Raw genomic sequence first — 21526 nt, forward strand, 5'->3', positions numbered from 1 at the left:
ATTGTTACAAAAACCGTCAATAGTGTTTATCAAAAGCACGCCTGTATAGCGCCTACTCAGGCGCCTAAAATCAACCTCGCCAACAAGGCAATGTGATTAACCAAGTTACAGCCCCCACGAAGGCAGTTAATCCAGACTTCCACTCAAGTTCCACACGCAGCCCTACAAAGGCTGCGTGACCCCACACGACCTTAGAAAGGTGAAATCAAAATGAAAGCTTTATTAGTTCTGGCCCTCAGCAGTCTTTGCGCTACAGCAATGGCCGACGAGATCCCGACTGATGTCGCCAGCCAGCAACCGCCCGTAGAGGAATACTCTTACTCGTCCGACCTGGACATCGCCAAAGTTATCTCCATGAGCGAAGTTCCAGATGTATGCGAAGTTGTACCCGCGCGTATGGAATATGAAGACTCGAAAGGCCTGCGGCATATTCTGCAATACCGTGTCATGGGTAACGGCTGCTCTAACGGCTGATATTCAAGTTGCTCTTCAAGTTCCAATAAGTGCCGGCCGCAAGAGCTCTTTCTTGCGGCAAAGATGGCCAGATGCACAACTGAAACCAGACGTGTTGCAAGCCATCGCCCAACGCAGTGCGACCACGGCCTTCGCACTCCCTTTTCTCATCTGTCGAGCCAGCTTGCGGGGAGCGTTTTTGTATCGCTCCGAGGGGCTTGATGGAGGTCCGCAATTGCTTTCTCGAGCGTCAGAAGCGACCTCGGATGGCAAGCCTGGACAGTAGTGTTTCAAAGGTCAAAAATTGACCATCCAACACAAGATGTAGTGGCAAAAGAGTTTTTTTGCTTATTTTTTGAGCAGAAAACTCACTCGACAATTTTCAGCAGAAATTGAACACAACCCTGTCTACCAAAGCCCCCCCCTTCCCTGTAAGTCACGCCCTACGGGGCTTGCAGAGCATCGCGCAAAATCTTCAACGCCTGCGATCAACTCGAGGCGGCAAAAACACGCCAAACGGGGTGAAAAAAAATCTTCGCCGGCCAAAGCCTTGTAAACCCTCGCTCCGCCGCGATAACGCCCCTCGCCGGCCGAATCGTGAGCCACTTCGTCGCACCACAGCGGCAAAAAAGTCCCTATAATGCGGCCTTAAAACGGGCCTGCAATATTCCCTTACAGGGATAAACAGCCAATCCGAAGCCAGCGCAGAAATCGACCCGGTCCTCTGTGCCCATAACCGCCTCGGAACTCCCGTACATATTTTTGTTTATTGCCTGCGTTAGCTGCTGCAACAAACGATTCCTTAAGATCCAACGCGGCCAGTTCGGCCGTGTGAAAAGCCAACCATCAGTTTTCACACGGGCATCTGGCCCTCACGCAGGAGACGACACGTCATGCTGAGCTGGGACGAATTCGACAAAGAAGAAGGCGAAGTCGCCGTTAAAGGCGCCAACGCCGGCCACGCTGCCGAAGCGGCCATGGACAAACTCGACAGCGCCGGTGGTGCCGCCGCTCTCGAAGCCCGCGCCGTAACCGCCAACGATTCTGCTGCCGTTGCCCGTGCCAAGGCCTCTCTGGACCAGCTCGACATCGCCGAAGGCCTGGCCGAGTTGGAAGGTGCTTCCGCCCGTGTCGCCGTCGATGAAAAGCGCATGATCAACTGCCGCGCCGACCTCAACCAGCTCGTGCCATTCAAATATGACTGGGCCTGGCAGAAGTACCTGGACGGTTGCGCAAACCACTGGATGCCGCAAGAAGTCAACATGACCGCCGACATCGCCCTCTGGAAAAACCCGGAAGGCCTGACCGACGACGAGCGCCGCATCGTGATGCGCAACCTGGGCTTCTTCTCCACCGCCGACTCCCTGGTTGCCAACAACCTGGTGCTGGCCGTGTACCGCCTGATCACCAACCCGGAATGCCGCCAGTACATCCTGCGCCAGGCGTTCGAAGAGGCGATCCACACCCACGCCTACCAGTACTGCATCGAATCGCTGGCCATGGATGAAGGCGAAATCTTCAACATGTACCACGAGATTCCATCGGTCGCGAAGAAAGCGGCCTGGGGCCTGAAGTACACCCGTTCGATCTCCGATCCGAAGTTCGAAACCGGCACCGTCGACACCGACAAAGAGCTGCTGCGCAACCTGATCGCCTACTACTGCGTTCTGGAAGGCATCTTCTTCTACTGCGGCTTCACCCAGATCCTGTCCATGGGCCGCCGCAACAAAATGACCGGCGTCGCCGAGCAGTTCCAGTACATCCTGCGCGACGAATCCATGCACCTGAACTTCGGTATCGACGTGATCAACCAGATCAAGATCGAAAACCCGCACCTGTGGGATGCCGAGATGAAGGAAGAAGCCACCCAGATGATCCTCCAGGGCACCCAACTGGAAATCGAATACGCTCGCGACACCATGCCGCGCGGCGTACTGGGCATGAACGCGGCGATGATGGAGGACTACCTCAAGTTCATCGCCAACCGTCGCCTGTCGCAGATCGGCCTGAAAGAAGAATACCCAGGCACCACCAACCCGTTCCCATGGATGAGCGAAATCATGGACTTGAAGAAAGAGAAGAACTTCTTCGAGACTCGGGTGATCGAGTATCAGACTGGCGGCGCGCTGAGCTGGGATTGATTCCGAGCTCCTGCCCTGTGCCGATCTCGATCTGAATCGGCACAACGAAAGATAAAAAAGCCCTGACTTGCTCAGGGCTTTTTTATTGAGGGTCCGACTCCCCCCGCTTCCAGGCCAATCATCCGGCCCGGATCGATATCTGCTCAATCGGCAGAAGCCAGGACTCCACGAATCTCCTGTTTCACCGCCTCGAAATCCGCCGCCGCGCGGGGATCGTCCAGCAGCCGGGCCGCCAACACCGCGGCGCTTATCTTTCCGCCCTCCAGGTCGCTGGGGAAATGCACACCGGCGATAACCCGGCTGTCGGCATTGATCTGTGCGCGGCTGAACAGCTCGCTGCGTTTCTCCGGCAGCGCCATGCTCAACAAGGTGGCATTGAGATATCCATTCATCGAGTGACCGCTGGGGTAGGAATCACCCTCGGGTGGCGGCAATACCGGCTTCACCAGTGCCGAGGCTTCGTATGGGCGCGGCCGACCATAGCTGTGCTTGGCCGGCATCAGGAACTGCACCAGGTCTTCCTGCGCTCGCCGGAAAAAGGCACGGGTCAGCGGCAGGCGCTCGATGCTGAAACCGGCACCGAGGGACTCCCTGGCGAAGTGGAACACGCTGTCCTCCCATTCATCATCCTGCTGGACCTGGCTCACCTGCGCCCTGCTGCGCGCCGCCTGGGCCGCCAGCACCGCTTTCAAATCACTGTGCTGCAGCGACGAATCGACGGCAGGTGGTGGCGGCAGGTAGTCGGCCAGCTGGAACTGATTCGCCGGCAGATAAGGCAAGGCCGCCTGCTCCGCCAGGACGATCCCCGCGCCGGACAGGGCCAGAAAAAACAGCAATGAACGCGTCAGAACAGGCATATCAAGGTCCTCGTTATTGTGAGGAGAAAAGCCGTTTGGCTTGTTCCCACCGGACCTTCACTCATGAGGCCGGCGCCTTCTTATCGACCATTTCCCTGGGGCTTACTTGTCCCTCCTTGCCAAGGGTATGACAGTCGCTGCCAGGACCCGACCTGAAAGCTAAGCTTTTGTTTTTGCAAGCTTTAGCGCGTAGGACTCATCTCTGGATAGTGAGAGTTTTGTTAATTAAAACTGTAGGAAATTTCGTAGACCCACCCCCGCCAAAAACAATGAAATGCTCCCGCGATGACACAGAAGATTCAGGGAGGCTGTCTGCTTGACTGGCTCTGACGCGGGATCTTTTCTCGAGCACGCTCGTCCCTAAAAAGGGAGCGGCTGGAACCGGATCACGGCTTGTTCTGCTCAAGCGGGCGCCAATCGAAATGCTGCCGTTCGCCGACGCCATTGAAGTCGACGCGATAGGTGTGTTGCTTGCCGCCGATATCGCAGACGCCGATCAGGTCGTGGTTATGCTGCTCGCGAGGCGGTGGCATCTGGATACGCACGGTGCCGTGGCAGTTTTCGTAGTTGCAGGGCGCGGTATTGCGATACAGCAGGTAGTCGCCGCTTTCATCACGCTCGACCCAACGCCCATCGATGAACCGGGCCTGGTCGGGTGGAATGCTGGCGGTGGCCATCTTGCGTTTGCCGTTGCACAGCATCACCCCGCCCATGGCGACGGCCATGATGAGGTAGGCCAGGATCCGCGACTCCACATTGAAGTAGGAAAGGATGCCCAGCGCGTCGGCCAGGATCGACATGACCGAAAGCGCCAGTGCCGGCAGCGACAGGAAAAATGCCACCGCGCCTTTGATGACGCTGTCCCGGCTCACCCGCTCGACGCTCCTGGGGTCGATGACGAACTGAATGCTGGTGCGCTCGGGCGCCTGATTCTGGGCAATGTTGATGTGGTTGGCATCGCCAATGGAGCCGATATTGATGCGGTTACCGTCAGACATGAACCTGAGCCCTTTCCGGTTATGGGTGGGTCGCGCTACCTACAAGATTATGCCGAGATAGGCGCCCATGCTTGAAAAGATCAGTGCACTCCCCTTCACCACCCGCTATTAATAGCCTTCTTCACTCAAGGACCCGAGCCCCATGAAATTCGACACCGCCTACTGCATCAGCCTCGACGACAAGCTGTCGATCTATGACGTGCGCGATCTGAATTTCGACGAGACCATGGCCTTCGACTCGGCCAAGGAACAGTTCCAGTGCCCCAATGACGCCTGTCGCGCGGCCTTTGCCGCGGACAACCAGTTGGGCACCTTCAATGCCAAGAACGTCAATTACATCCGCACCCCGCACTTCAAGAACCTGCCCGGCACCCGGCATATCGAAGACTGTCCGTATGGCACCAGCAGGACCCTGGCAGCCGGCTCGGAAGGCGCGCAGGACGAGGATGATCGGGAAGAGCACTTCCCGTCGGAATTGCTCCTGACCCGTCGCGAATATGCGCGCAAGCCCGCCACCCCGTCAGCGGATGTCGACACGCCAGGCACTGCAGCGCCCGTCCCCTCCTCCAGCCCGCGCACGCCTCATCCGACCCTGGCCAGCACGCCGGACAAGACCAGCGTCTTCGCCCATCCGGTGGAGTGTTTTGTGTCGAATATCGACGACAAGGAGTTGCTCAAGCGCATGCCGCTGAAGATCGGCGAGCACACGGCGTCCTATGCCTCGTTCTTCAAGAAGATCGAATACCTGCTGGACAACAAGGGGTTGATCTACTGGGGCAAGATCAAGGAGATCAAGGACTACACCCAGAGCTTTCGCATCGACTTCGAACAGAAGGTCTGGTTCAAGCAGGCCGACGAGGGGAAAAAGAAGCCCTACTCGGTCAACGTCTACCTGAGCAAAAAACTGATCGAGAACTACCGCAAGCGCAAAGCCTTCCTCGAAGAGATCAAGCACGCCATCGACAGCGAACAAGAGCTGTATTGCTTCTTTTATGGCGTGACCCCGGAGTTGAAACAGGTGCCGAGCAAGAAGCATCCCGAACAGACGTTCGGGGTATTCAGCGCCAACATCGAGAACCTCGACCACTTCATCATTCGTGAAGCACCGGGGTTGGCAACGGGCTAGCCCTTAGCTGACCAGCATGCCGAGCATCACCAGCACCAGCAGGCCGATATACACCCGCGCATGCAACCGATCGGGAATGCGCCCGATCCACGGCGTGGCCAGGCGGATGCCCAGCAATGAACCGAGGGTCAACACGGCAAAGGCCAGCAGATCGACATAGCCGATAAACCAGGGCCCCAGATCGAAACGGCTGAAGCCGGCCAGGGCCATATAGGTGAGAGTCCCGGCCAGGGCCACCGGCACGCTCAGCGGGTTGGCCATGGACGTGGCCTGGGTCATGCTCAGGCCACAGCGACGCAGCAGGGGTACAGTCATCACGCTGCCGCCGACACCCAGGAAGGTAGCAATGGCCCCGATGCCCAGGCCGCCGGTGTTTTCCAGTCGCCCCAGGCGGCGCGGCGCACGGGTGTCGCCCTGTTCGAGAAAGCCACGACGCAGCAGGCAATCGGCAATGGTCAGCGCCAGGTAGGCGATAAAGGCGTAACGCATCACCTCACCACTGACCGCCATCGCCAGGACCGCTCCCGCTATCGCGCCCAGCCCGATATAACCACCCAGCGGCCACAGGTAATGCCGAATCAGGTTGCCGGCGCGGCGGTGTTTGCCGGTGGCCATCAACGCATTGACGATCATCACGCAGGTCGAGGTGGCGACCGCTATATGCATGGCCGACTGGGCAATGGCATCGTCAGCATCGTGGCTGCCCAGCAGCAGGCGATACAGCAGCGGCACCACCACAAAACCACCGCCGAAACCGAACAGCACCGCGCTGATCCCGGTCATGCAGCCGAACAGCCCCAGCCATAGATAAAACATCGAAGATCCTCCGTTGACAGAAGACCTCGACGATAGAGCGCCAGGGCTTGGCCGGCTTTAGCAAGTCAGCCAATACTGTTCGCATTTACGCCAAACCGCGGACGCCTGACGCCATGCGTAACACTTCGATCGACCGGCTGGATCACACCCCACGCGCCGTGGTGGCGATCGGTACCGATTACCCCCACGGCCACCTGTTGCCGAACCATACCCATCGTCGTGCGCAGCTGTTGTATGGCGCCACCGGGGTGATGCAGGTCAGCACCACGAACGGCCGCTGGGTGGTGCCGCCACAGCGCGCGGTATGGATTCCACCCCAGGTGGCTCATGAGGTGCTGATGCTCGGGGTCAGTACCCGCAGCCTGTACATCGAACCGGCGGCAATGCCGGCCTTGGGTGATGAGTGCCAGGTGATCAGCGTGTCGCCGCTGATGCGCCAGTTGCTGATGGAGGCGGTGGATCTGCCGCTGGTGTATGACGAGAACGGACGCGACGGTGTGCTGATCAGCCTGCTGCTGCATGAACTGAGCCGCACCACCCGCCTGCCCCTGCATATTCCCCTGCCCGAAACGCCGCGCCTGCTCACCCTGTGCCAGGCCTTCCTGCAACAGCCCAATGCCCACCAGTCCCCCGAGCAATGGGCGCAGCAGCTGCATATCAGCCTGCGCACCTTCAACCGCCTGTTCCGCGAGCAGACCGGCATGAGTTTCGTCCAGTGGCGCCAGCGCGCCTGCGTGGTCAGGGCCTTGACCCGACTGGCCGCGGGCGAGGCGGTGACGCGAATCGCCCTCGATTTCGGCTATGACAGCCCCGCCGCCTTTTCCACCATGTTCCGCCGGGTAGCGGGGCAGCCACCCAGTGCCTACCTGGAAACCGGGGCATAGCGCCGGGACAAGCCTTGTCACGAAGACGTTGGGGCGATCGGCAAAATGAGTTTGATCCGGGCGCAAAACAACTGTACAAATAAACAGTACTTTATCAACTCATCTTCACCCGCTTCCGGAGAAAACCCATGGCCTCACTCGCGATGAAAGTCACCCTGGAACGTATCGCCCTTTTCCAGTTCACCCCAGAACACTGCATTCAAGCCCGCGCCATGCTGGGTTGGAACCAGGAACATCTGTCACGGGAGTCCGGCGTCTCGGTCGCCGCCATTCGCCGCTTCGAGGCGGGCGGCGATTTGCTCGACGTGACCCGGCTGGCACTGGCTTTTCGCTTGGAAGCAGAAGGCCTGGTGTTCTTCCCCGGCTTCGCCCCGGGACGTGGCATGAACATCAAGGGCGCCACGCCCAATCCGATGGAACGGCCCGACTACGCCATGATCGAGTGATCCAGGGCGCTCAGTACCTCTTCCTGTAATGCCTGCACCGAACGGTGAGTGGCATCGAGGCGGATGACCGGGCAGCTCAGCCCGGTCATCCAGCTCTCATGTCGGCGCAGGCTGCGCGTACCTTGGCCCCCCGTGTCGTAGCCGGCGGCCCAGGCAAGAAAGGTCTGAGTAGCGAGATGGCGTGCACCGCCCTCATGGATCTGCTCGCCATAACGCTGAAACTCGCGCACCCGCAAACGCTGCAGGCGGATCTCGGGGTCCAGGCGGAGGAAAATGGCATGGGTAAAGGCCGGAATCAGCGGGTCGCCCCAGCCGCACAGGGAGCCGGACAGCACCCAGCTGTCCAACCCGGCCACCTGCTGCTGTAACAGCTGGATGCGCTCGTCCCGGGGACGACGCAGGCTGAAAGGCTGTTCGCTGGGGCGCCAGAAGAAGTTATCGGAGTCGAAGTGCGCGATAGCCAAACGCTGGGCCAGCGCCTGGCCCAAGGTCGTGGTGCCGGAACCGGACGCGCCAAACAGATGAAGCCGATAAGCCATCACCAGGTCCGTCGAGGGTATTGGGGGAGTTCTCTAGATACTCCCCAGGCCCGGACACGGCAACCTGGCGATGGCCGGGCCCAGGGAGTAGCCGATGAAGGGTCTACAGGTCGCTCGCCATTACCTGCTCGGCCACAGGGTCGACCTCCATCCACCAGGCGTGCCCCCGCTGCGGGTGCGCCAGGTTGAAGGCCTCGCCCATCTGCGGCGTGGCAATGGCGATGCTGCGTTCCCAGGCCAGCGAGAGGATGCGGTCGAACGGTTCGTACCAGGCATGCATCGACAGGTCGAACGTGCCGTTGTGGATGGGTAACAACCAGCGGCCCTTGAGGTCGATGTGCGCCTGCAAGGTCTGCTCAGGTTGCATGTGCACGCCCGGCCATTCGACGTTGTAGGCGCCGGTTTCCATCAGGGTCAGGTCGAAAGGGCCGTAACGTTCGCCGATCCGCCTGAAGCCGTCGAAGTAACCGCTGTCACCGCTGAAGAAGATCCGGGTGTCGCCATCGATCATCACCCAGGACGCCCACAGCGTGTTGTTGCCGTCGAACAGGCCACGGCCGGAGAAATGTTGCGAAGGCGTGGCGATAAAACGAATGCCATCGACTTCCGTGCCTTCCCACCAATCCAGCTGGCGTACCTTGTCGGCCGGTACGCCCCACTTCACCAGGGTGTCGCCCACGCCCAGGGGCGTGAGGAAATAGCGGGTCTTGTCCGCCAGCTTGAGCACGGTCTGGTGATCCAGGTGATCGTAGTGGTCATGGGACAGGATCACCGCTTCGATTGGCGGCAATTCGGCCAGGCTGATAGGCGGCTGGTGGAAACGCTTGGGGCCGGCCCATTGCACCGGCGATGCGCGTTCGGCGAACACCGGATCGGTGATCCAGAACTTGTCGTGCAGCTTCAATAACACCGTCGAATGCCCCAGGCGGTAGACACTCTGGTTCGGCGCCGCCAGCAGCTGTTCGTGGGTCAATGGCTGCACCGGGATGGCCCCGACCGGACGGGTGTTACGCGGCTTGTGGAACAACATGCGCCAGAAAATACCCAGCGTCTTGCCCAGCCCGGCACGCCGGACCGGCGCATGATTACGGAACGCACCTTGTTCCTGCAGGGATGTTTCGGGGCGTGAGGCGCTGTCTGCACGGGAAGAGAGAGTGGCCATGAATCAGTGACTCCAAGGAACCCGACAAGGCTCCGGTGATTCTCTGCGGAACGACAAAGGCCAATGCACGCAAGCGTCAGCCGACCATCATTTTTTCTGTCACGAACTACACTGCACAGTGTAGTTTTTCTAGATTGCAACAAACCCGGGACTAAGTAAACTGCCCCGGATAACTGCCAACGACCGCCATCGAACCCAACTTATGACAGCTCCGAAGCGCCTGACCGACCTCAAACGCGAAGCCATCATCCAGGCGGCGATTACCGAATTCCATGCCAGCGGGTTCGATATCACCAGCATGGACAAGATCGCGGCAACGGCCGGAGTGTCCAAGCGCACGGTGTACAACCACTTCCCCAGCAAGGAGGAGTTGTTCACCGAGATCATGCATAAGTTATGGGCGAGCATCAGGGCGCAAGCGGACATTCTTTACCACCCCGGATTAACCCTGCGTGAACAGTTGCGGGAATTGCTGATGGCCAAGCTGCAACTGCTGGCCGATGACAACTTCCTCAACCTGGCGCGGGTTGCGATTGCCGCTACCCTGCATTCCCCCGAGCGCGCCCAGTACATGGTGGCGCGCATGGGCGAGCGTGAAGAAAGCCTGATGGTGTGGATTCGCTCGGCCCGGGCGGATGGCCGGCTCAAGCCCCTGGACCCGGACTTCGCCGCCCAGCAGCTCCACGGCATGCTCAAGGCGTTTGCCTTCTGGCCGCAGATCACCATGAACCAGCCCCCCCTCAAGAAAGACGAACAGCGGCGCGTCGTCGAGTCCACGCTGGACATGTTCCTGGCCTGCTATCAAGCCTGACCCCCTTCCCGCCGGTTGCTCCAACCCGCGGCTCTGCCGGCTGCCTCGATTTGCACCAAGCGCTCTGCAATGGGCGTTTGCGTACGCTCGTTCCACTAAATGGCCTGCAAGGACACTGATTATTCTTCTTGGAATAAATGACAATGTTCGCCGCCTTGCCCAATGAAGGGTGACGGCCAATAAAAACACCACAAGGTGTTTCAAACCCGGGCTGACGCGGAAATTTATGGATAACCAACAAGGCAAAGGGCTGTCATTTGCCAAACGTATTTACCTGCCAAGGATCGTCGGGCTGGGGATTGGCAGTCTCAGCGTATTCGCCGGGTTGTATCCGGTGCCGCAACCGACCTGGGTTTGGCTGTTCCTGTTGTTCAACGGTTTTATCTGGCCACACCTGGCGTACCTGATCTCAAGCCGCGCGACCTTTCCCTACCAGGCCGAACGCCGCAACGTGTTGTGCGACTCGCTCTTCGGTGGTTTCTGGGCGGCGGCGATGCAGTTCAATCCGCTGCCCACGGTGACCATTCTGGCGATGATGGCGATGAACAACGTCGCAGCCGGTGGCCTGCGCCTGTTCATCCATGGCTCCGTGGCCCAACTGAGCGGTGTCGTGCTTTCGTGGTGGTTGCTCGGTCCTGCCTTCACCGGACATGCCACCCAGTTGCAGATATACGCCTGCCTGCCGATGCTGACTCTCTATCCGATGGCAGTAGGCATGGTCTGCTACCGACTGGCGATCAAGCTCTCCGAGCACAAACGCACCCTCAGCGCGCTGAGCCGCACCGACAGCCTGACCGGCCTGCTCAACCACGGCGCCTGGAAAGACCTGCTGCACTTCAAGTTCACCAAGTGCCAGCAACAACGCTGCCACGGCACCATTGCCTTGATCGACATCGATCATTTCAAACACATCAATGACAGCTACGGCCATATCCTCGGCGACGCCGTGCTGCATCAGTTGAGCCGGGACCTCAAGCTCAACCTGCGCCAGGACGACCTGGCCGGACGCTATGGCGGCGATGAGTTCTGCGTGATCCTGCCGGAGACCTCGATCCACCAGGCCCGTGAAGTGTTGGAGCGGCTGCGGGAAGTCTTCGGCAACTATCGCCATCCGGGCGTGCCACAACTCAGGGTCAGCCTGAGTATCGGCCTGGCCGCCTGGCACCCGGGGTTGCGCGATGCCGCAATGTGGCTCATGGAGGCCGACAAAGCCCTGTATGCCGCGAAAAACACCGGGCGCAACAAAGTCGTCGCCGCCAGTCCGATAACCGACACCCTTCTTGCCGTGTCGACCGGCCCCTGAAAAGTTATACAAAAATGTAAAAAACCAACATTTTGTACAATTTTTACGAACACCACTCCGAGCCAAGCCGGCATAATGCCGCCATGCAGTTATCCCAAAAAAGCCGAGCCAGCCATTCTCGGCCGTGCAACATAACTTCCCTAAATTAACTCGCAGGCCCAGCGTCTCTCCTCAGACGTTGGGCAAGGGTACGCTCCGGACAGGGTCGTGCCCTTCCAAGGGTTATCTGCCAGTCATGGAATGCTGGCATTGAGCAGACAAGGCCGAGGCCCCGGGGCTATCGGCATGCAGGCGCAGACAACAGGGACTGACTCCAGGTTTTTCCCACTGAGCACCAGCCATCATGCTATTCAACCGCCATAACAAAACCATCGACGCCTTGCACCACACCATCGCCCAGCAAGCCAGCCTGCTCGAGGCCATCGACCGCTCGATGGCGGTGATCGAGTTCGACCTGGAAGGCATGGTCCTGCGGGCCAACGACAATTTCCTCAAGACCATGGGCTATCGCGCAGAGCAGGTCATCGGTCACCCCCATCGCCAGTTCTGCAACGCCGAATTCACCCGCGGCAATCAATACCGCGAGCTCTGGACCCGCCTGAAAAACGGCCAGTTCGAATCGGGGACCTTCGAGCGCGTCAATGCCAAAGGCCAGCCGGTCTGGCTGGAAGCCAGCTACAACCCGATCAGGGATACCGACGGCAAGGTCTTCAAGGTGGTCAAGTACGCCCTCGATGTCACCGAGAAGATCCAGCAGGAAAGCGAGTCCAGGGGCAAGCTGCACGCCATCGACCGCGCCATGGCAGTGATCGAGTTCAACCTCGACGGCAGCGTCATCACGGCCAACCAGAACTTCCTCGATCGCCTCGGCTACAGCCTTGCCGAACTCAAGGGCAAGCATCACCGGATCTTCTGCAAACCCGAACTGGCCAACAGCAACGCCTACCAGGACTTCTGGCGGCGCCTCAACCAGGGCGAGTTCTTCAGCGGGCAGTTCGAGCGCGTCGACAAACGTGGCCAATCGGTATGGCTGGAGGCCAACTACAACCCGGTGTACGACGCCGCCGGGCGCCTGTGCAAGGTGGTGAAGTTCGCTTCCGACGTGACGGAGATGGTGGAGAAACACGCCCAGGACGCCCAGAGCGCGACCCAGGCCTACCACATCTCGGTGGAAACCCGGCAAGTTGCCGAACAGGGCACCGCGGTGATCCAGCAGGCGGCCAGCGAGATGCGTCAGATCGCCGCCAACATCGAAGACTCCTCGACCCTGATCGCCAAGCTCGGCGAGCGTTCCGAGCAGATCACCGCCATCGTCAACACCATCCGCGCGATCGCCGAGCAGACCAACCTGCTGGCGCTCAATGCCGCGATCGAAGCCGCGCGCGCCGGCGACCAGGGCCGCGGCTTTGCCGTGGTCGCCGACGAAGTCCGGCAACTGGCCGCCCGCACCAGCGGCTCGACCGCGGAAATCTCGGGGATGATCGACATGATCCAGCACGAAACCCAGCAGGCCATCAAAAGCATGGACGGCACCCGGGACCGGGCTGCCAAGGGTGTGGGCCTGGCGGATCAGGCCGGCACGGTGATCCTGCAGATTCGTGACGGAGCCAGCGAGGCGGTGCAGGCCGTGAGCATGTTCGCCAACGAGCGCGCCACGCTCTGAACCGGCGCTTATCAATCAACGGTGTCGACGCCAGGGAAGGCGTCGGGCAACGGGCTATAGTGACCGCCAGTCCCATCGCCCCGAGCCCGCCATGAACCCGACCCCATCCGAAACAGCCTCAGCCGCCCCTGTCGACCATCTGCGCTTTCACCGCCCGCATGCTCATCTGGCCCCGACCTTCGGCACCGACAGCTTTGCCCTGAAGGCCGAAGCCTTCGCCCGCTTTTTCGGCACCCCGACCTTCCTCGGCGCGCAAACCCTGATCGTGCTGATCTGGGTCGGACTCAACCTGAGCGGCGTGACGCACTTCGACGTCTACCCGTTCATCCTCCTCAACCTGGCCTTCAGCCTGCAATCGGCCTATGCCGCACCGCTGATCCTGCTGGCCCAAACCCGCCAGGCCGCGCGCGACAAAGCCCAGACCGATGCCGATGCCCAGCACCGCGAAGCCATCGCTATCGCCAACAGCGAACGCCAGGCGCAAGCCGCGCAACACACCGCGCAACTGCTCGAACTGCTGGAGCAGAACACCCGCCTGACCGAGATGACCAAACAGCTGACCGAACGCATCGAAAGCCTGACCTCGGAAATGCACCAGCACGTCCTGCACAAGGCCCCGCCCCAGGCATGACTCACTGCGGCGCGCGCAGGCGCTGGCTCAATTCGTCGAACAGCGTCACCACCGCACGCAGCGCCCGGCAGTCGGCCCGGGTCAACAGCCAGAGCGCGGTGTTGCAGCCCGGCAGTGGATCGCTCAAGGGTTGCAGGACGCAGGTGTCATCGAGCAGGAAATCCGGCAGCACCGCCACGCCCAGTCCGGCCTTCACCAGTTCGCTGACCGCCAGCATGCTGTTGCAGCGATAGCCCGGCACCACGCCGGGCAACGCCTGCCGACGCCAGGCCACCGTGGCGTGGTCCGGGAGGAAATCGTCCGGGGCGATCCAGGTCAGCCCGGCCAGATCCTCCGTCGCCCCGACCGACTGCCGATAGCTCGGACTGGCACAGACCCGATAAGACACCGCCCGCAGCTGCCGGCCTACCAAGTGCTCGGGTGGTGTGCGCGTCAGGCGCAGGGCCAGGTCGGCGTCGCGCCGACTGAGGTTGGCAAAATCATTCGAGGTGCTGAGCTCCAGGGCCAGTGCCGGGTAACGCGGCATGAATTGCGCCAGCGCCGGCAACAGCAGGCCCTGCAATACCGAATCGGTACAGGTCAGGCGCACCGTGCCGCTGACCACCGCGCCGCCCTGCTCTACCCCGACCTGTGCCGCGTCCAGCGCCTGTTCCGCGCGTTCGGCCTGCTCGGCCAGGGTGCGGGCCAGGCCGGTGGGCAGATAGCCGGCGCGGCTCTTGTCGAACAACTGCTGGCCCAGCGCGGCTTCGAGACGACGCACCGCACGGAACACCGTGGACACATCGACTTTCAACAACGCCGCCGCGCGGGCCAGGGAGCCACCGCGCACCAGGGCGAGGATCAGCGACAGGTCGGGGTAGTCGAGCCGATAGTGCGTGACTGCATTGATCACTTGGATAAACGCCAATATTGAATGCGTGAACGCCAATCTATAGTGACGGCCAGCCACTCACAAGCGTTGGCCATACCGGGAGAAGTCCATGCCGCATATCGCACGTCCGCCCACCCTGCACATCGCCCTGGTAGGCGACTACGACCCTCAGGTCATCGCGCACCAGGCCATTCCCCGGGCCCTGGAAATGGCCGCCGAGGAAACCGGCCTCAAGGTGCACTATCGCTGGATGGCCACCGACAGCCTGACCTGCGACGAGCCGTTGCAAGCGTTCGACGGCATCTGGTGTGTGCCCGCCAGCCCCTACCGCTCGATGGACGGTGCCTTGCGGGCGATCCGTTTTGCCCGCGAACAGCATCGGCCCTTCCTCGGCACCTGCGGCGGTTTTCAGCATGCGGTGCTGGAGTACGCGCGTAACGTGCTGGGTTGGGCCGATGCCGAGCACGGCGAAACCCATCCCGAGGCCGAGCGCGCCGTGCTCACGCCATTGACCTGCGCCTTGGTGGAAGCCACCGACAGCATTCATCTGTGTGAAGGCAGTCGCATCGCCGAAGCCTATGGCGAGCGCCAGATCAGCGAGGGTTATCGCTGTCGCTACGGGGTCAACCCGCAGTTCGCCGCGCAATTGCTCGAGCACAACCTGCGCCCCAGCGGCTACGACTCGGCCGGCGACCTGCGGGCGGTGGAACTGCGCGACCATCGGTTTTTCATCGCCACCCTGTTCCAGCCGGAACGGGCGGCGCTCAAAGGCGTCGTGCCGCCCCTGGCCAGCGCCCTGCTCGCCGCTTGCCTGGAGCGCCACGCATGATCGCCCGCACACCCGAGGCGCCCTATTACGCGGTGATTTTCAGCGCCCAACGCCGCGAGCCGGACCCGGCCTACGAACAGGCCGCCGAACGCATGGTCGAGCTGGCGCAACAGCAGCCGGGATTTCTCGGCATGGAGTTCGCGCGTAACGAGGATGGCTTCGGCATCACCGTCTCCTATTGGCAGGACCAGGCTTCTATCCTTGCCTGGAAGCAGCACGCCGAACATTGCATCGCCCGTGAACGCGGGCGCAGCGACTGGTACGCGGCCTGTCATACCCGGGTGTGCAAGGTCGAACGCGCCTATCTGTTCGAACGCTGAGACCTCTCCCCCGCCAAGCGTGACGCCTGGACTATTGCGCCGCCGGCAGCCGATTGCGCACCGCCGAAATCTCCGGCAGGTCGGTGCGGCGCATGTACACGCGCAAGGGTTCGCTGATGTTGATGCGCTCGTCGATGTTCTGCTCCAGCAGCAACTGGATCAGCTCGCGCTTGAGCACCATGACCTGGCCCTCGGCGGTGGCCCAGACGAATTCGCTGGCGGGGGTGATGGCGTCGTCGGCTACGTCCATGCCGAAGGAGTCTTCGCTGAAGCGCACGATGTGCTGGCCGCTCTTGCGGTTGAACCCGACAAAACCCTTGAGCTGGTCGGCGGCCTGGCAGATGAGTTCGGATGTGATGCGCATGGTAAACCTCACTGAGTGTCCCGCAGGACAGGTGATCGATGGTTTACACGCAGGGCAAGAGTGGACTTGTTCCAGGGCTTCCCTCTGACGGGGAAACTTCAGGGCGCAAGCGTACTGCAAAGCCCCCCACAAAAGCGTCGGGAAATTTGCCGCAGGTGCAGATTTATGTCGGTTTCGCGATAGCACAACGGCCATTCAATTGTTAAAAGGTAGTCCTTTGAAAACCGCCCTCCACGAAAGGACCTCGACCATGCCTGCCACCTTCACCAAAAGCGCCCTGATGCTGAGCCTGATGCTTGGCCTGGGCCAGGCACAGGCCGCCAGCCCAAGCCCCACCGCACTGGCTGTCAGCCAAGGCATTCCACACCCGGCAGTGATCGCTCACCGGGGCGCGTCCTTCGATGCACCGGAGTCCACCGCCGCGGCCTACAAGCTGGCCCGCGACCTGGGTGCCGACTACCTGGAAATGGACCTGCAACGCAGCAAGGACGGCGTGCTGTTCGCCCTGCATGACAACAACCTGCAACGCACCACCGACGTCGCCAGCAAGTTTCCCGAGCGCAAGGACAGCCCGGCCAACGCCTTCACCATGGCCGAACTGAAAACCCTCGACGCCGGCAGCTGGTTCAACCAGGCCTATCCCGACCGCGCCCGTGCGAGCTACGTCGGCCTGAAGATCCTGACCCTCGACGAAATCATCGACATCGCCCAGAGCAACCCGCATCACAAGCCCGGCCTGTACATCGAGACCAAGGAGCCCCAGCAGTTCCCCGGCATCGAGCACGACCTCAAGGAAAAACTCCAGGACCGCGGCTGGCTCAGCCCGGCTGGCTCCAAGCTGGCGAAAAGCGACCTGGCGGTAGGCCAGGGCAAAGGCAAGGTGGTGCTGCAGACCTTCGAGAAGAGCAGCCTGGAACTGCTGCAGAAAGAAATGCCCAAGGTGCCGAAGATCCTCCTGCTGTGGATCGGTGAAGGCGGCATGCAGCCCAAGTCCGACGTGACCTTCGCCAACAGCGGCGAGAAGGACAAGGCAGCCTACTACGCCAAGCAGGAACCCAAGGACAAGGCCGAGTTCGAGCAGTGGGTCAGCTACGCCAAGGCCCAGGGCGCCATCGGCACCGGCCCGTCGGCAGCACTGACCAATGGCGGCGACCAGAGCTACTTCGACCTGGTGCAACCCTGGATGAACCAGTTCACCCACGACCAGGGCCTGCTGGTGCACGTCTACACCATCGATGAGCCGGTGGACTTCAAGAAGGTCCTGGACTCCGGTGTCGACGGCATCTTCACCAACCGCGCCTCGGAGCTGCTCAAGTACGTCAAGCGTCCGGCCAGCGGCAGCGTGAGCCAGCTGCTCGAGGCCAACGGCTACTGAGCCGGTCGCCGTGCGCACGCCCGAGTGGACAGGCCAGCTGTGGCTCGGGCGTGACTACGGACTGATCCAGGGCGAGCTGGGGCGCACCGCGCCCCACGCCCACTACGCCCATCAACTGATCCTCGCCCCCGCTGCGCCGGTCACCGTCAGCCTCGACGGCCAGCCCTGCACCGCCCGCCACGTGTTCATCCCGGCCATGCAACGGCATGCCATCCTCGACGCGCCCGGGACCCTGTTCACCCTCTACGCCGAACCGCTGACGATTGACGCCCAGGCCCTGCAACACAGCCTGCTGGGTGTCGAGCTGACGCTGCCGGCGCTGGCCGAGGCGCTGCGGCATTGCCCGCGCCGAACCTTGCAAGACCGGCGGATCGAAAAGGCCCTGGCCGCCCTCGACAAACAATTGGCCGGCAAGGTCTCGGCCAGCGCCCTGGCGGCCCATGCGCACCTGTCCCTGAGCCAGCTCGAACGGCTGTTCAGCGGCCAGCTCGGCTTGCCGGTGCGGCGCCTGGTGCTGTGGCGGCGCCTGCGCCTGGCGATGGGCCTGGTACTGGCGGGCCAGGCCATCACCGAGGCGGCCCATGGCGCCGGCTTTGCCGATTCCGCGCACTTCTCCCGCACCCTGAAAACCCTGTTCGGCGTCACCGCGCGCCAGGCCCTGCAACACATCGAGCTGCGCCTGCTGGACTGACTCAATGCCGCAGCGGCAAGGGCACCGGCGGTTCCTCATGGACGGCTTGCCTGCTGAAGGGGGCGAGCAATTGTTGCCAATACGCCTGCGGATAATCCGGCTGGCTACCGATGCCCAGGTCGCCTTGGCGCATCGGGTAGGTCGAAGAGTAAAACGCCGTGCCCAGCAGCCAGTCCCAGACATTCAAGAACAGGCCGAAATTCACATTGCCGGCGGTGCCGTACTTCATGTGGTGAAAGCGGTGCATCGGCGCCCAGGCGAACACCCAGCCCAGGGGACCGGGGCGCATGTCGACATTGGAGTGCTGCAACAGCAGCTGGGTGGCGATGGCAAATGCGAGCAACTGCGCCACTGGCAAGGGGACTCCCAAAAACAGCAGTGGCAACAGCCCGGCGCTGGCTTCCAGCAGTTGATGCAGCGGGTGTTTCATCAAGCCATTGAAGCCATACAAGCGCTGCACGCTGTGATGCACCGCGTGCAGGCGCCACAGCCAGGACAGCCGGTGGCTGAAATAATGCGCCAGGGTCAGGCCGCAGTCGGCGATGACAATCGCCAGCGCCAGCTGCGCCCACAGCGACCAGCCGCGCGGCCACAGCCCATCGAACGCCAGCAGGCTCACCAACCCCGGCAACAGCAGCAACCCCAGGGCGTTCAGGCTTTCATTGACCAGCGCGTGCAACACGTCGCGCAGGCGATCCTGCTGTGGGCGATTCCAGTCCACCTCATAGGGCAACCACCACTCCGCCAGGAAGGACACCCCGAGCGCCCCGGCGAACACCAGCAGCAACCAGCCCGGGGCCAACCCCGGCGTGCCGATCACCCACACGCCAGCGCCGATGAAGCCGGCAAAGAACGCCGGACCGTACAAGCCTTTGATCATTGTTTTCATCACTGCCTCTCCTGTTCGAGAGCACAGCTTGAAATACCCGAGGGGCACTGGAATTGAACAAACGGCGCAAAGCTTGCGCTGAATTAAGGGTGAATTAAGTTGTGCCGGCTAATCTGAACCCACTCAAAACGAATCACCCCAAGGAAAGACACTATGAAAACGTTGACTGCCCTGTTCGCCGCGACCGCCCTGACCCTGACCGCAGGCCTGGCCCAGGCCGACGTGCGCCCGGACCTGATCCCGGGCCTGCTCAAGGCCGGCACCATCATGGACCTGGAAAAACTCAACCAGGCGGCACTGGCCGAACACCCTGGCACCACCGCCGCCAGCATCACCGACACCGAACTGGAACAGACTGCGGCCGGTGCCTATGTCTACCAGGTGGAACTGCGTGACGCCAAGGGCGTCGAGTGGGACGTCGATCTGGATGCCAAGACCGGCAAGGTCCTGAGCAACAAGCAAGACAAGTAATGCTTCAATACAAAAAAGCCGCGTGCCCGAAAGGCCACGCGGCTTTTTTATTCACCGACGCATCAGGCACTCAGGCGTGCCGTCACCTCGTTCAACTGCCCCGACAGCTCGTGCAGGTTCTGGCTGGCGCGTTCGGTGCGTTGCACGTTATCCAGGTTGGTGCTGGCGATCGAAGTGATCTCGGTCAGGTTGCGCGAGATGTCCTCGGCCACCGAAGTCTGCTCCTCCGCCGCCGTGGCGATCTGCCGGTTCATGTCGCGGATCGCCTCGACCGCCTCGGTGATCCGCTCCAGCATGGCGCCGGCCTGGGTCACCTGCTCGACGCTGGCATCGCTGCGCGCCTGGCCACTCTCGATCGCATGGGCGGCGTCCAGCGCGCCGGTCTGCACGCTCTGGATGATCTGGTTGATCTCGATAATCGATGCCGCGGTGCGCTGTGCCAGGCTGCGTACCTCGTCGGCGACCACGGCGAAACCACGTCCGGCCTCGCCGGCCCGCGCCGCCTCGATGGCGGCGTTGAGTGCCAGCAGGTTGGTCTGCTCGGCGATGCCGCGGATCACTTCCAGGACCTTGCCGATACGCCCGCTGTCGGCTTCCAGGCGGCGGATCACCTCGGCGGTGTTGGCGATTTCACCGCGCATCAGGGTGATGGTGTGGATGGTGCCCTGCATCACCTGCTCGCCCTGCTGGGCCGACTGGTCGGCGTCATCGGCGGCCCGCGCCGCATCCGCCGCATGGCGTGCCACTTCCTGGGCGGTGGCGGACATTTCGTTCATCGCCGTGGCGACCTGGTCGGTGCGGTTGAACTGATCGTTGGTGCCCTGGGACATCAGGGTGGCAATGGCATTCAGCTCGCCGCTGGCGCTGTCCAGGTCGGACCCGCTGCGCTGCAGGCGGCTGAAGGTTTCGGCGAGGAAATCACGCAAGGTGTTGGCGGCCACCGCCAGCTTGCCCAACTCGTCCTGGCGGCTGCTGGCCACGCGCTCGGCAATCCGCCCACGGCTGAGTTGCGCCACGTAGTCGATCAACTGGCGGATCGGTTCCACCAGGCTGCGGTTGACCAGCCACAGGCTCAGCAGGCCGATCAGCAAACCCGAGGCCAGCATCACCAGCAGGCCGATCCACACTGTGCGCTGGGCGCCGGCGCTGATATCCCGCGACTGCTCGCTGCCCTGCTTGCGCAGCTCGCTCACCAGTTCGCTCATCTGCTCGCTGGCGGCGCGGTCCACGCCCTTGACCGCGGCATCGCCGGCGGCCGGGTCGGCACCGGCGGCGACAAAGGCATCGCGACCTTTCTGGTACGCCGTGCCCAACACCCGGTGCTCTTCACGCAGGCGCTCGATCCGGCCCTTGAGCGCCGCATCGATGCCCGGCTCCGCCGCCAACTGGCCAAGAATGCCCTGCACATCGCGCTGGCGATCCTCGAACTGCTGCCAGTATTTGCTCAGCTCGGCGCTCTGCTTGCCACGCAGCAACACGTTTTTCCATTCCTGCACCTGGACCTTGAATTGCAGGTTGGCTTCATCGATCAGTTGCGAGGTGCGCAGCGGCCCCTCGATCAGCTCGCGATAACCTTGCACGCCATTGGACAGGAAGTGAAAACACGCCAGCGCGATCAACAGCATCGCCAGCAGGCTGCCGCTCAACAAAGCCAGGACTTGCGCTCTCAGGGATTTTTGCAAGGACATCGAATGAGATCTCTCAACAGGGATAGAGCACGCCCGAGGCGGGCATGGGTAGCGTGCGAACATCCCTGTCAGGCGAACCGGGGCAAGCCGGTCGCGCAGTAGTCATATGCGTGATCGGCCTGAAAGAGGCATTCTTGAGGGCCTCCGACAGTCGGTTATAGGTGCTGAATGTTGCACTTCAAACCGTCACAAAATGGT

At 61.8% G+C, this 21526-nt stretch carries 22 protein-coding genes and 3 pseudogenes; 15 read left to right on the forward strand and 10 right to left on the reverse strand.

Annotation, left to right across the window (positions count from 1 at the left end; genetic code table 11):
* Positions 1-210: 210 nt before the first annotated feature.
* Complete coding sequence (locus J4D28_RS10730; protein ID WP_038634332.1) at positions 211-474, forward strand: DUF2790 domain-containing protein; 264 nt, start codon at positions 211-213, stop codon at positions 472-474.
* Positions 475-1346: 872 nt separating this feature from the next.
* The gene (locus tag J4D28_RS10735) at positions 1347-2594 is read left to right on the forward strand and encodes a ribonucleotide-diphosphate reductase subunit beta (RefSeq protein ID WP_009050332.1); all 1248 of its coding nucleotides are present in this window, start codon (positions 1347-1349) and stop codon (positions 2592-2594) included.
* A gap of 143 nt (positions 2595-2737) precedes the next feature.
* Here J4D28_RS10735 and J4D28_RS10740 read toward each other — a convergent pair whose 3' ends face one another.
* Together J4D28_RS10740 and J4D28_RS10745 are read right to left on the reverse strand one after the other, a co-directional pair.
* The gene (locus J4D28_RS10740; protein ID WP_038576690.1) at positions 2738-3451 is read right to left on the reverse strand and encodes a phosphatase PAP2 family protein; all 714 of its coding nucleotides are present in this window, start codon (positions 3449-3451) and stop codon (positions 2738-2740) included.
* A gap of 386 nt (positions 3452-3837) precedes the next feature.
* Positions 3838-4449 (reverse strand): phage holin family protein, encoded by a 612-nt coding sequence (locus J4D28_RS10745; protein WP_009050334.1) that lies wholly within the window; start codon positions 4447-4449, stop codon positions 3838-3840.
* 142 nt (positions 4450-4591) lie between these two features.
* Between J4D28_RS10745 and J4D28_RS10750 the strand changes: the two genes are divergently transcribed.
* On the forward strand, positions 4592-5575 hold the full coding sequence (locus J4D28_RS10750; protein ID WP_009050335.1) for a hypothetical protein: 984 nt from the start codon (positions 4592-4594) through the stop codon (positions 5573-5575).
* 3 nt (positions 5576-5578) lie between these two features.
* Here J4D28_RS10750 and J4D28_RS10755 read toward each other — a convergent pair whose 3' ends face one another.
* Positions 5579-6391, reverse strand: coding sequence for a sulfite exporter TauE/SafE family protein (locus J4D28_RS10755; RefSeq protein WP_009050336.1), 813 nt, complete (start codon positions 6389-6391; stop codon positions 5579-5581).
* 113 nt (positions 6392-6504) lie between these two features.
* On the opposite strand from J4D28_RS10755, the gene J4D28_RS10760 reads away from it, so the two are divergent.
* The gene (locus tag J4D28_RS10760; RefSeq protein WP_009050337.1) at positions 6505-7275 is read left to right on the forward strand and encodes a helix-turn-helix domain-containing protein; all 771 of its coding nucleotides are present in this window, start codon (positions 6505-6507) and stop codon (positions 7273-7275) included.
* 128 nt (positions 7276-7403) lie between these two features.
* The gene (locus tag J4D28_RS10765; RefSeq protein ID WP_009050338.1) at positions 7404-7721 is read left to right on the forward strand and encodes a helix-turn-helix transcriptional regulator; all 318 of its coding nucleotides are present in this window, start codon (positions 7404-7406) and stop codon (positions 7719-7721) included.
* On the opposite strand, the gene J4D28_RS10770 is transcribed toward J4D28_RS10765, so the two are convergent.
* Positions 7703-8260, reverse strand: coding sequence for an AAA family ATPase (locus tag J4D28_RS10770; RefSeq protein WP_009050339.1), 558 nt, complete (start codon positions 8258-8260; stop codon positions 7703-7705). The genes J4D28_RS10765 and J4D28_RS10770 overlap by 19 nt on opposite strands.
* A gap of 103 nt (positions 8261-8363) precedes the next feature.
* Positions 8364-9422, reverse strand: a complete 1059-nt coding sequence (locus J4D28_RS10775) for an MBL fold metallo-hydrolase (protein WP_009050340.1) — start codon at positions 9420-9422, stop codon at positions 8364-8366.
* Positions 9423-9624: 202 nt separating this feature from the next.
* Here J4D28_RS10775 and J4D28_RS10780 point away from each other — a divergent pair, with 202 nt between their 5' ends.
* From J4D28_RS10780 to J4D28_RS10795, 5 genes and pseudogenes are all read left to right on the forward strand, one after another.
* Positions 9625-10233 (forward strand): TetR/AcrR family transcriptional regulator, encoded by a 609-nt coding sequence (locus tag J4D28_RS10780; RefSeq protein WP_009050341.1) that lies wholly within the window; start codon positions 9625-9627, stop codon positions 10231-10233.
* A 226-nt stretch (positions 10234-10459) separates the two neighbouring features.
* Positions 10460-11536, forward strand: coding sequence for a diguanylate cyclase (locus tag J4D28_RS10785; protein WP_009050342.1), 1077 nt, complete (start codon positions 10460-10462; stop codon positions 11534-11536).
* A 343-nt stretch (positions 11537-11879) separates the two neighbouring features.
* Positions 11880-12644: pseudogene (locus J4D28_RS30660) on the forward strand (PAS domain-containing protein); the annotation flags it as partial.
* Positions 12645-12761: 117 nt separating this feature from the next.
* Positions 12762-13199, forward strand: a pseudogene (locus J4D28_RS30665) (methyl-accepting chemotaxis protein); the annotation flags it as partial.
* Between the two features lie 91 nt (positions 13200-13290).
* Positions 13291-13830, forward strand: a complete 540-nt coding sequence (locus J4D28_RS10795) for a DUF1003 domain-containing protein (protein ID WP_009050344.1) — start codon at positions 13291-13293, stop codon at positions 13828-13830.
* A gap of 1 nt (position 13831) precedes the next feature.
* On the opposite strand, the gene J4D28_RS10800 is transcribed toward J4D28_RS10795, so the two are convergent.
* On the reverse strand, positions 13832-14722 hold the full coding sequence (locus J4D28_RS10800) for a LysR family transcriptional regulator (protein WP_103330943.1): 891 nt from the start codon (positions 14720-14722) through the stop codon (positions 13832-13834).
* A gap of 88 nt (positions 14723-14810) precedes the next feature.
* Between J4D28_RS10800 and J4D28_RS10805 the strand changes: the two genes are divergently transcribed.
* Together J4D28_RS10805 and J4D28_RS10810 are read left to right on the forward strand one after the other, a co-directional pair.
* Positions 14811-15530, forward strand: coding sequence for a CTP synthase (locus J4D28_RS10805; RefSeq protein WP_103330926.1), 720 nt, complete (start codon positions 14811-14813; stop codon positions 15528-15530).
* Positions 15527-15850, forward strand: coding sequence for an antibiotic biosynthesis monooxygenase (locus tag J4D28_RS10810; RefSeq protein ID WP_009050347.1), 324 nt, complete (start codon positions 15527-15529; stop codon positions 15848-15850). Before J4D28_RS10805 ends, J4D28_RS10810 begins: the two co-directional genes overlap by 4 nt.
* A 31-nt stretch (positions 15851-15881) precedes the next feature.
* Here J4D28_RS10810 and J4D28_RS10815 read toward each other — a convergent pair whose 3' ends face one another.
* Complete coding sequence (locus J4D28_RS10815; protein WP_009050348.1) at positions 15882-16214, reverse strand: DUF2025 family protein; 333 nt, start codon at positions 16212-16214, stop codon at positions 15882-15884.
* A gap of 250 nt (positions 16215-16464) precedes the next feature.
* Between J4D28_RS10815 and J4D28_RS10820 the strand changes: the two genes are divergently transcribed.
* Positions 16465-17589, forward strand: coding sequence for a glycerophosphodiester phosphodiesterase (locus tag J4D28_RS10820; RefSeq protein WP_016704119.1), 1125 nt, complete (start codon positions 16465-16467; stop codon positions 17587-17589).
* Positions 17590-17599: 10 nt separating this feature from the next.
* On the forward strand, positions 17600-18280 hold the full coding sequence (locus J4D28_RS10825; protein ID WP_009050350.1) for a helix-turn-helix domain-containing protein: 681 nt from the start codon (positions 17600-17602) through the stop codon (positions 18278-18280).
* Between the two features lies 1 nt (position 18281).
* Here J4D28_RS10825 and J4D28_RS10830 read toward each other — a convergent pair whose 3' ends face one another.
* Positions 18282-19169, reverse strand: coding sequence for a sterol desaturase family protein (locus tag J4D28_RS10830; RefSeq protein WP_103330927.1), 888 nt, complete (start codon positions 19167-19169; stop codon positions 18282-18284).
* Between the two features lie 153 nt (positions 19170-19322).
* Between J4D28_RS10830 and J4D28_RS10835 the strand changes: the two genes are divergently transcribed.
* On the forward strand, positions 19323-19640 hold the full coding sequence (locus tag J4D28_RS10835; RefSeq protein WP_009050352.1) for a PepSY domain-containing protein: 318 nt from the start codon (positions 19323-19325) through the stop codon (positions 19638-19640).
* 62 nt (positions 19641-19702) lie between these two features.
* Here J4D28_RS10835 and J4D28_RS30670 read toward each other — a convergent pair whose 3' ends face one another.
* Both J4D28_RS30670 and J4D28_RS30675 read right to left on the reverse strand, forming a co-directional pair.
* A complete protein-coding gene (locus J4D28_RS30670) occupies positions 19703-20470 on the reverse strand; it encodes a methyl-accepting chemotaxis protein (RefSeq protein WP_371860289.1) in 768 nt (255 codons plus the stop codon).
* A 165-nt stretch (positions 20471-20635) separates the two neighbouring features.
* Positions 20636-21391 (reverse strand): annotated as a pseudogene (locus J4D28_RS30675) (methyl-accepting chemotaxis protein); the annotation flags it as partial.
* Positions 21392-21526: the final 135 nt, after the last annotated feature.

The organism is Pseudomonas sp. GW531-T4 (assembly GCF_017349615.1).
Classification (GTDB): Bacteria; Pseudomonadota; Gammaproteobacteria; order Pseudomonadales; family Pseudomonadaceae; genus Aquipseudomonas; species Aquipseudomonas chlororaphis_I.

Coding starts and splice junctions, on each gene's coding strand:
- J4D28_RS10730 (WP_038634332.1), top strand. CDS start 211: ATGAAAGCTTTATTAGTTCTGGCCCTCAGCAGTCTTTGCGCTACAGCA.
- J4D28_RS10735 (WP_009050332.1), top strand. CDS start 1,347: ATGCTGAGCTGGGACGAATTCGACAAAGAAGAAGGCGAAGTCGCCGTT.
- J4D28_RS10740 (WP_038576690.1), bottom strand. CDS start 3,451: ATGCCTGTTCTGACGCGTTCATTGCTGTTTTTTCTGGCCCTGTCCGGC.
- J4D28_RS10745 (WP_009050334.1), bottom strand. CDS start 4,449: ATGTCTGACGGTAACCGCATCAATATCGGCTCCATTGGCGATGCCAAC.
- J4D28_RS10750 (WP_009050335.1), top strand. CDS start 4,592: ATGAAATTCGACACCGCCTACTGCATCAGCCTCGACGACAAGCTGTCG.
- J4D28_RS10755 (WP_009050336.1), bottom strand. CDS start 6,391: ATGTTTTATCTATGGCTGGGGCTGTTCGGCTGCATGACCGGGATCAGC.
- J4D28_RS10760 (WP_009050337.1), top strand. CDS start 6,505: ATGCGTAACACTTCGATCGACCGGCTGGATCACACCCCACGCGCCGTG.
- J4D28_RS10765 (WP_009050338.1), top strand. CDS start 7,404: ATGGCCTCACTCGCGATGAAAGTCACCCTGGAACGTATCGCCCTTTTC.
- J4D28_RS10770 (WP_009050339.1), bottom strand. CDS start 8,260: ATGGCTTATCGGCTTCATCTGTTTGGCGCGTCCGGTTCCGGCACCACG.
- J4D28_RS10775 (WP_009050340.1), bottom strand. CDS start 9,422: ATGGCCACTCTCTCTTCCCGTGCAGACAGCGCCTCACGCCCCGAAACA.
- J4D28_RS10780 (WP_009050341.1), top strand. CDS start 9,625: ATGACAGCTCCGAAGCGCCTGACCGACCTCAAACGCGAAGCCATCATC.
- J4D28_RS10785 (WP_009050342.1), top strand. CDS start 10,460: ATGGATAACCAACAAGGCAAAGGGCTGTCATTTGCCAAACGTATTTAC.
- J4D28_RS10795 (WP_009050344.1), top strand. CDS start 13,291: ATGAACCCGACCCCATCCGAAACAGCCTCAGCCGCCCCTGTCGACCAT.
- J4D28_RS10805 (WP_103330926.1), top strand. CDS start 14,811: ATGCCGCATATCGCACGTCCGCCCACCCTGCACATCGCCCTGGTAGGC.
- J4D28_RS10810 (WP_009050347.1), top strand. CDS start 15,527: ATGATCGCCCGCACACCCGAGGCGCCCTATTACGCGGTGATTTTCAGC.
- J4D28_RS10815 (WP_009050348.1), bottom strand. CDS start 16,214: ATGCGCATCACATCCGAACTCATCTGCCAGGCCGCCGACCAGCTCAAG.
- J4D28_RS10820 (WP_016704119.1), top strand. CDS start 16,465: ATGCCTGCCACCTTCACCAAAAGCGCCCTGATGCTGAGCCTGATGCTT.
- J4D28_RS10830 (WP_103330927.1), bottom strand. CDS start 19,169: ATGAAAACAATGATCAAAGGCTTGTACGGTCCGGCGTTCTTTGCCGGC.
- J4D28_RS10835 (WP_009050352.1), top strand. CDS start 19,323: ATGAAAACGTTGACTGCCCTGTTCGCCGCGACCGCCCTGACCCTGACC.
- J4D28_RS30670 (WP_371860289.1), bottom strand. CDS start 20,470: ATGTCCCAGGGCACCAACGATCAGTTCAACCGCACCGACCAGGTCGCC.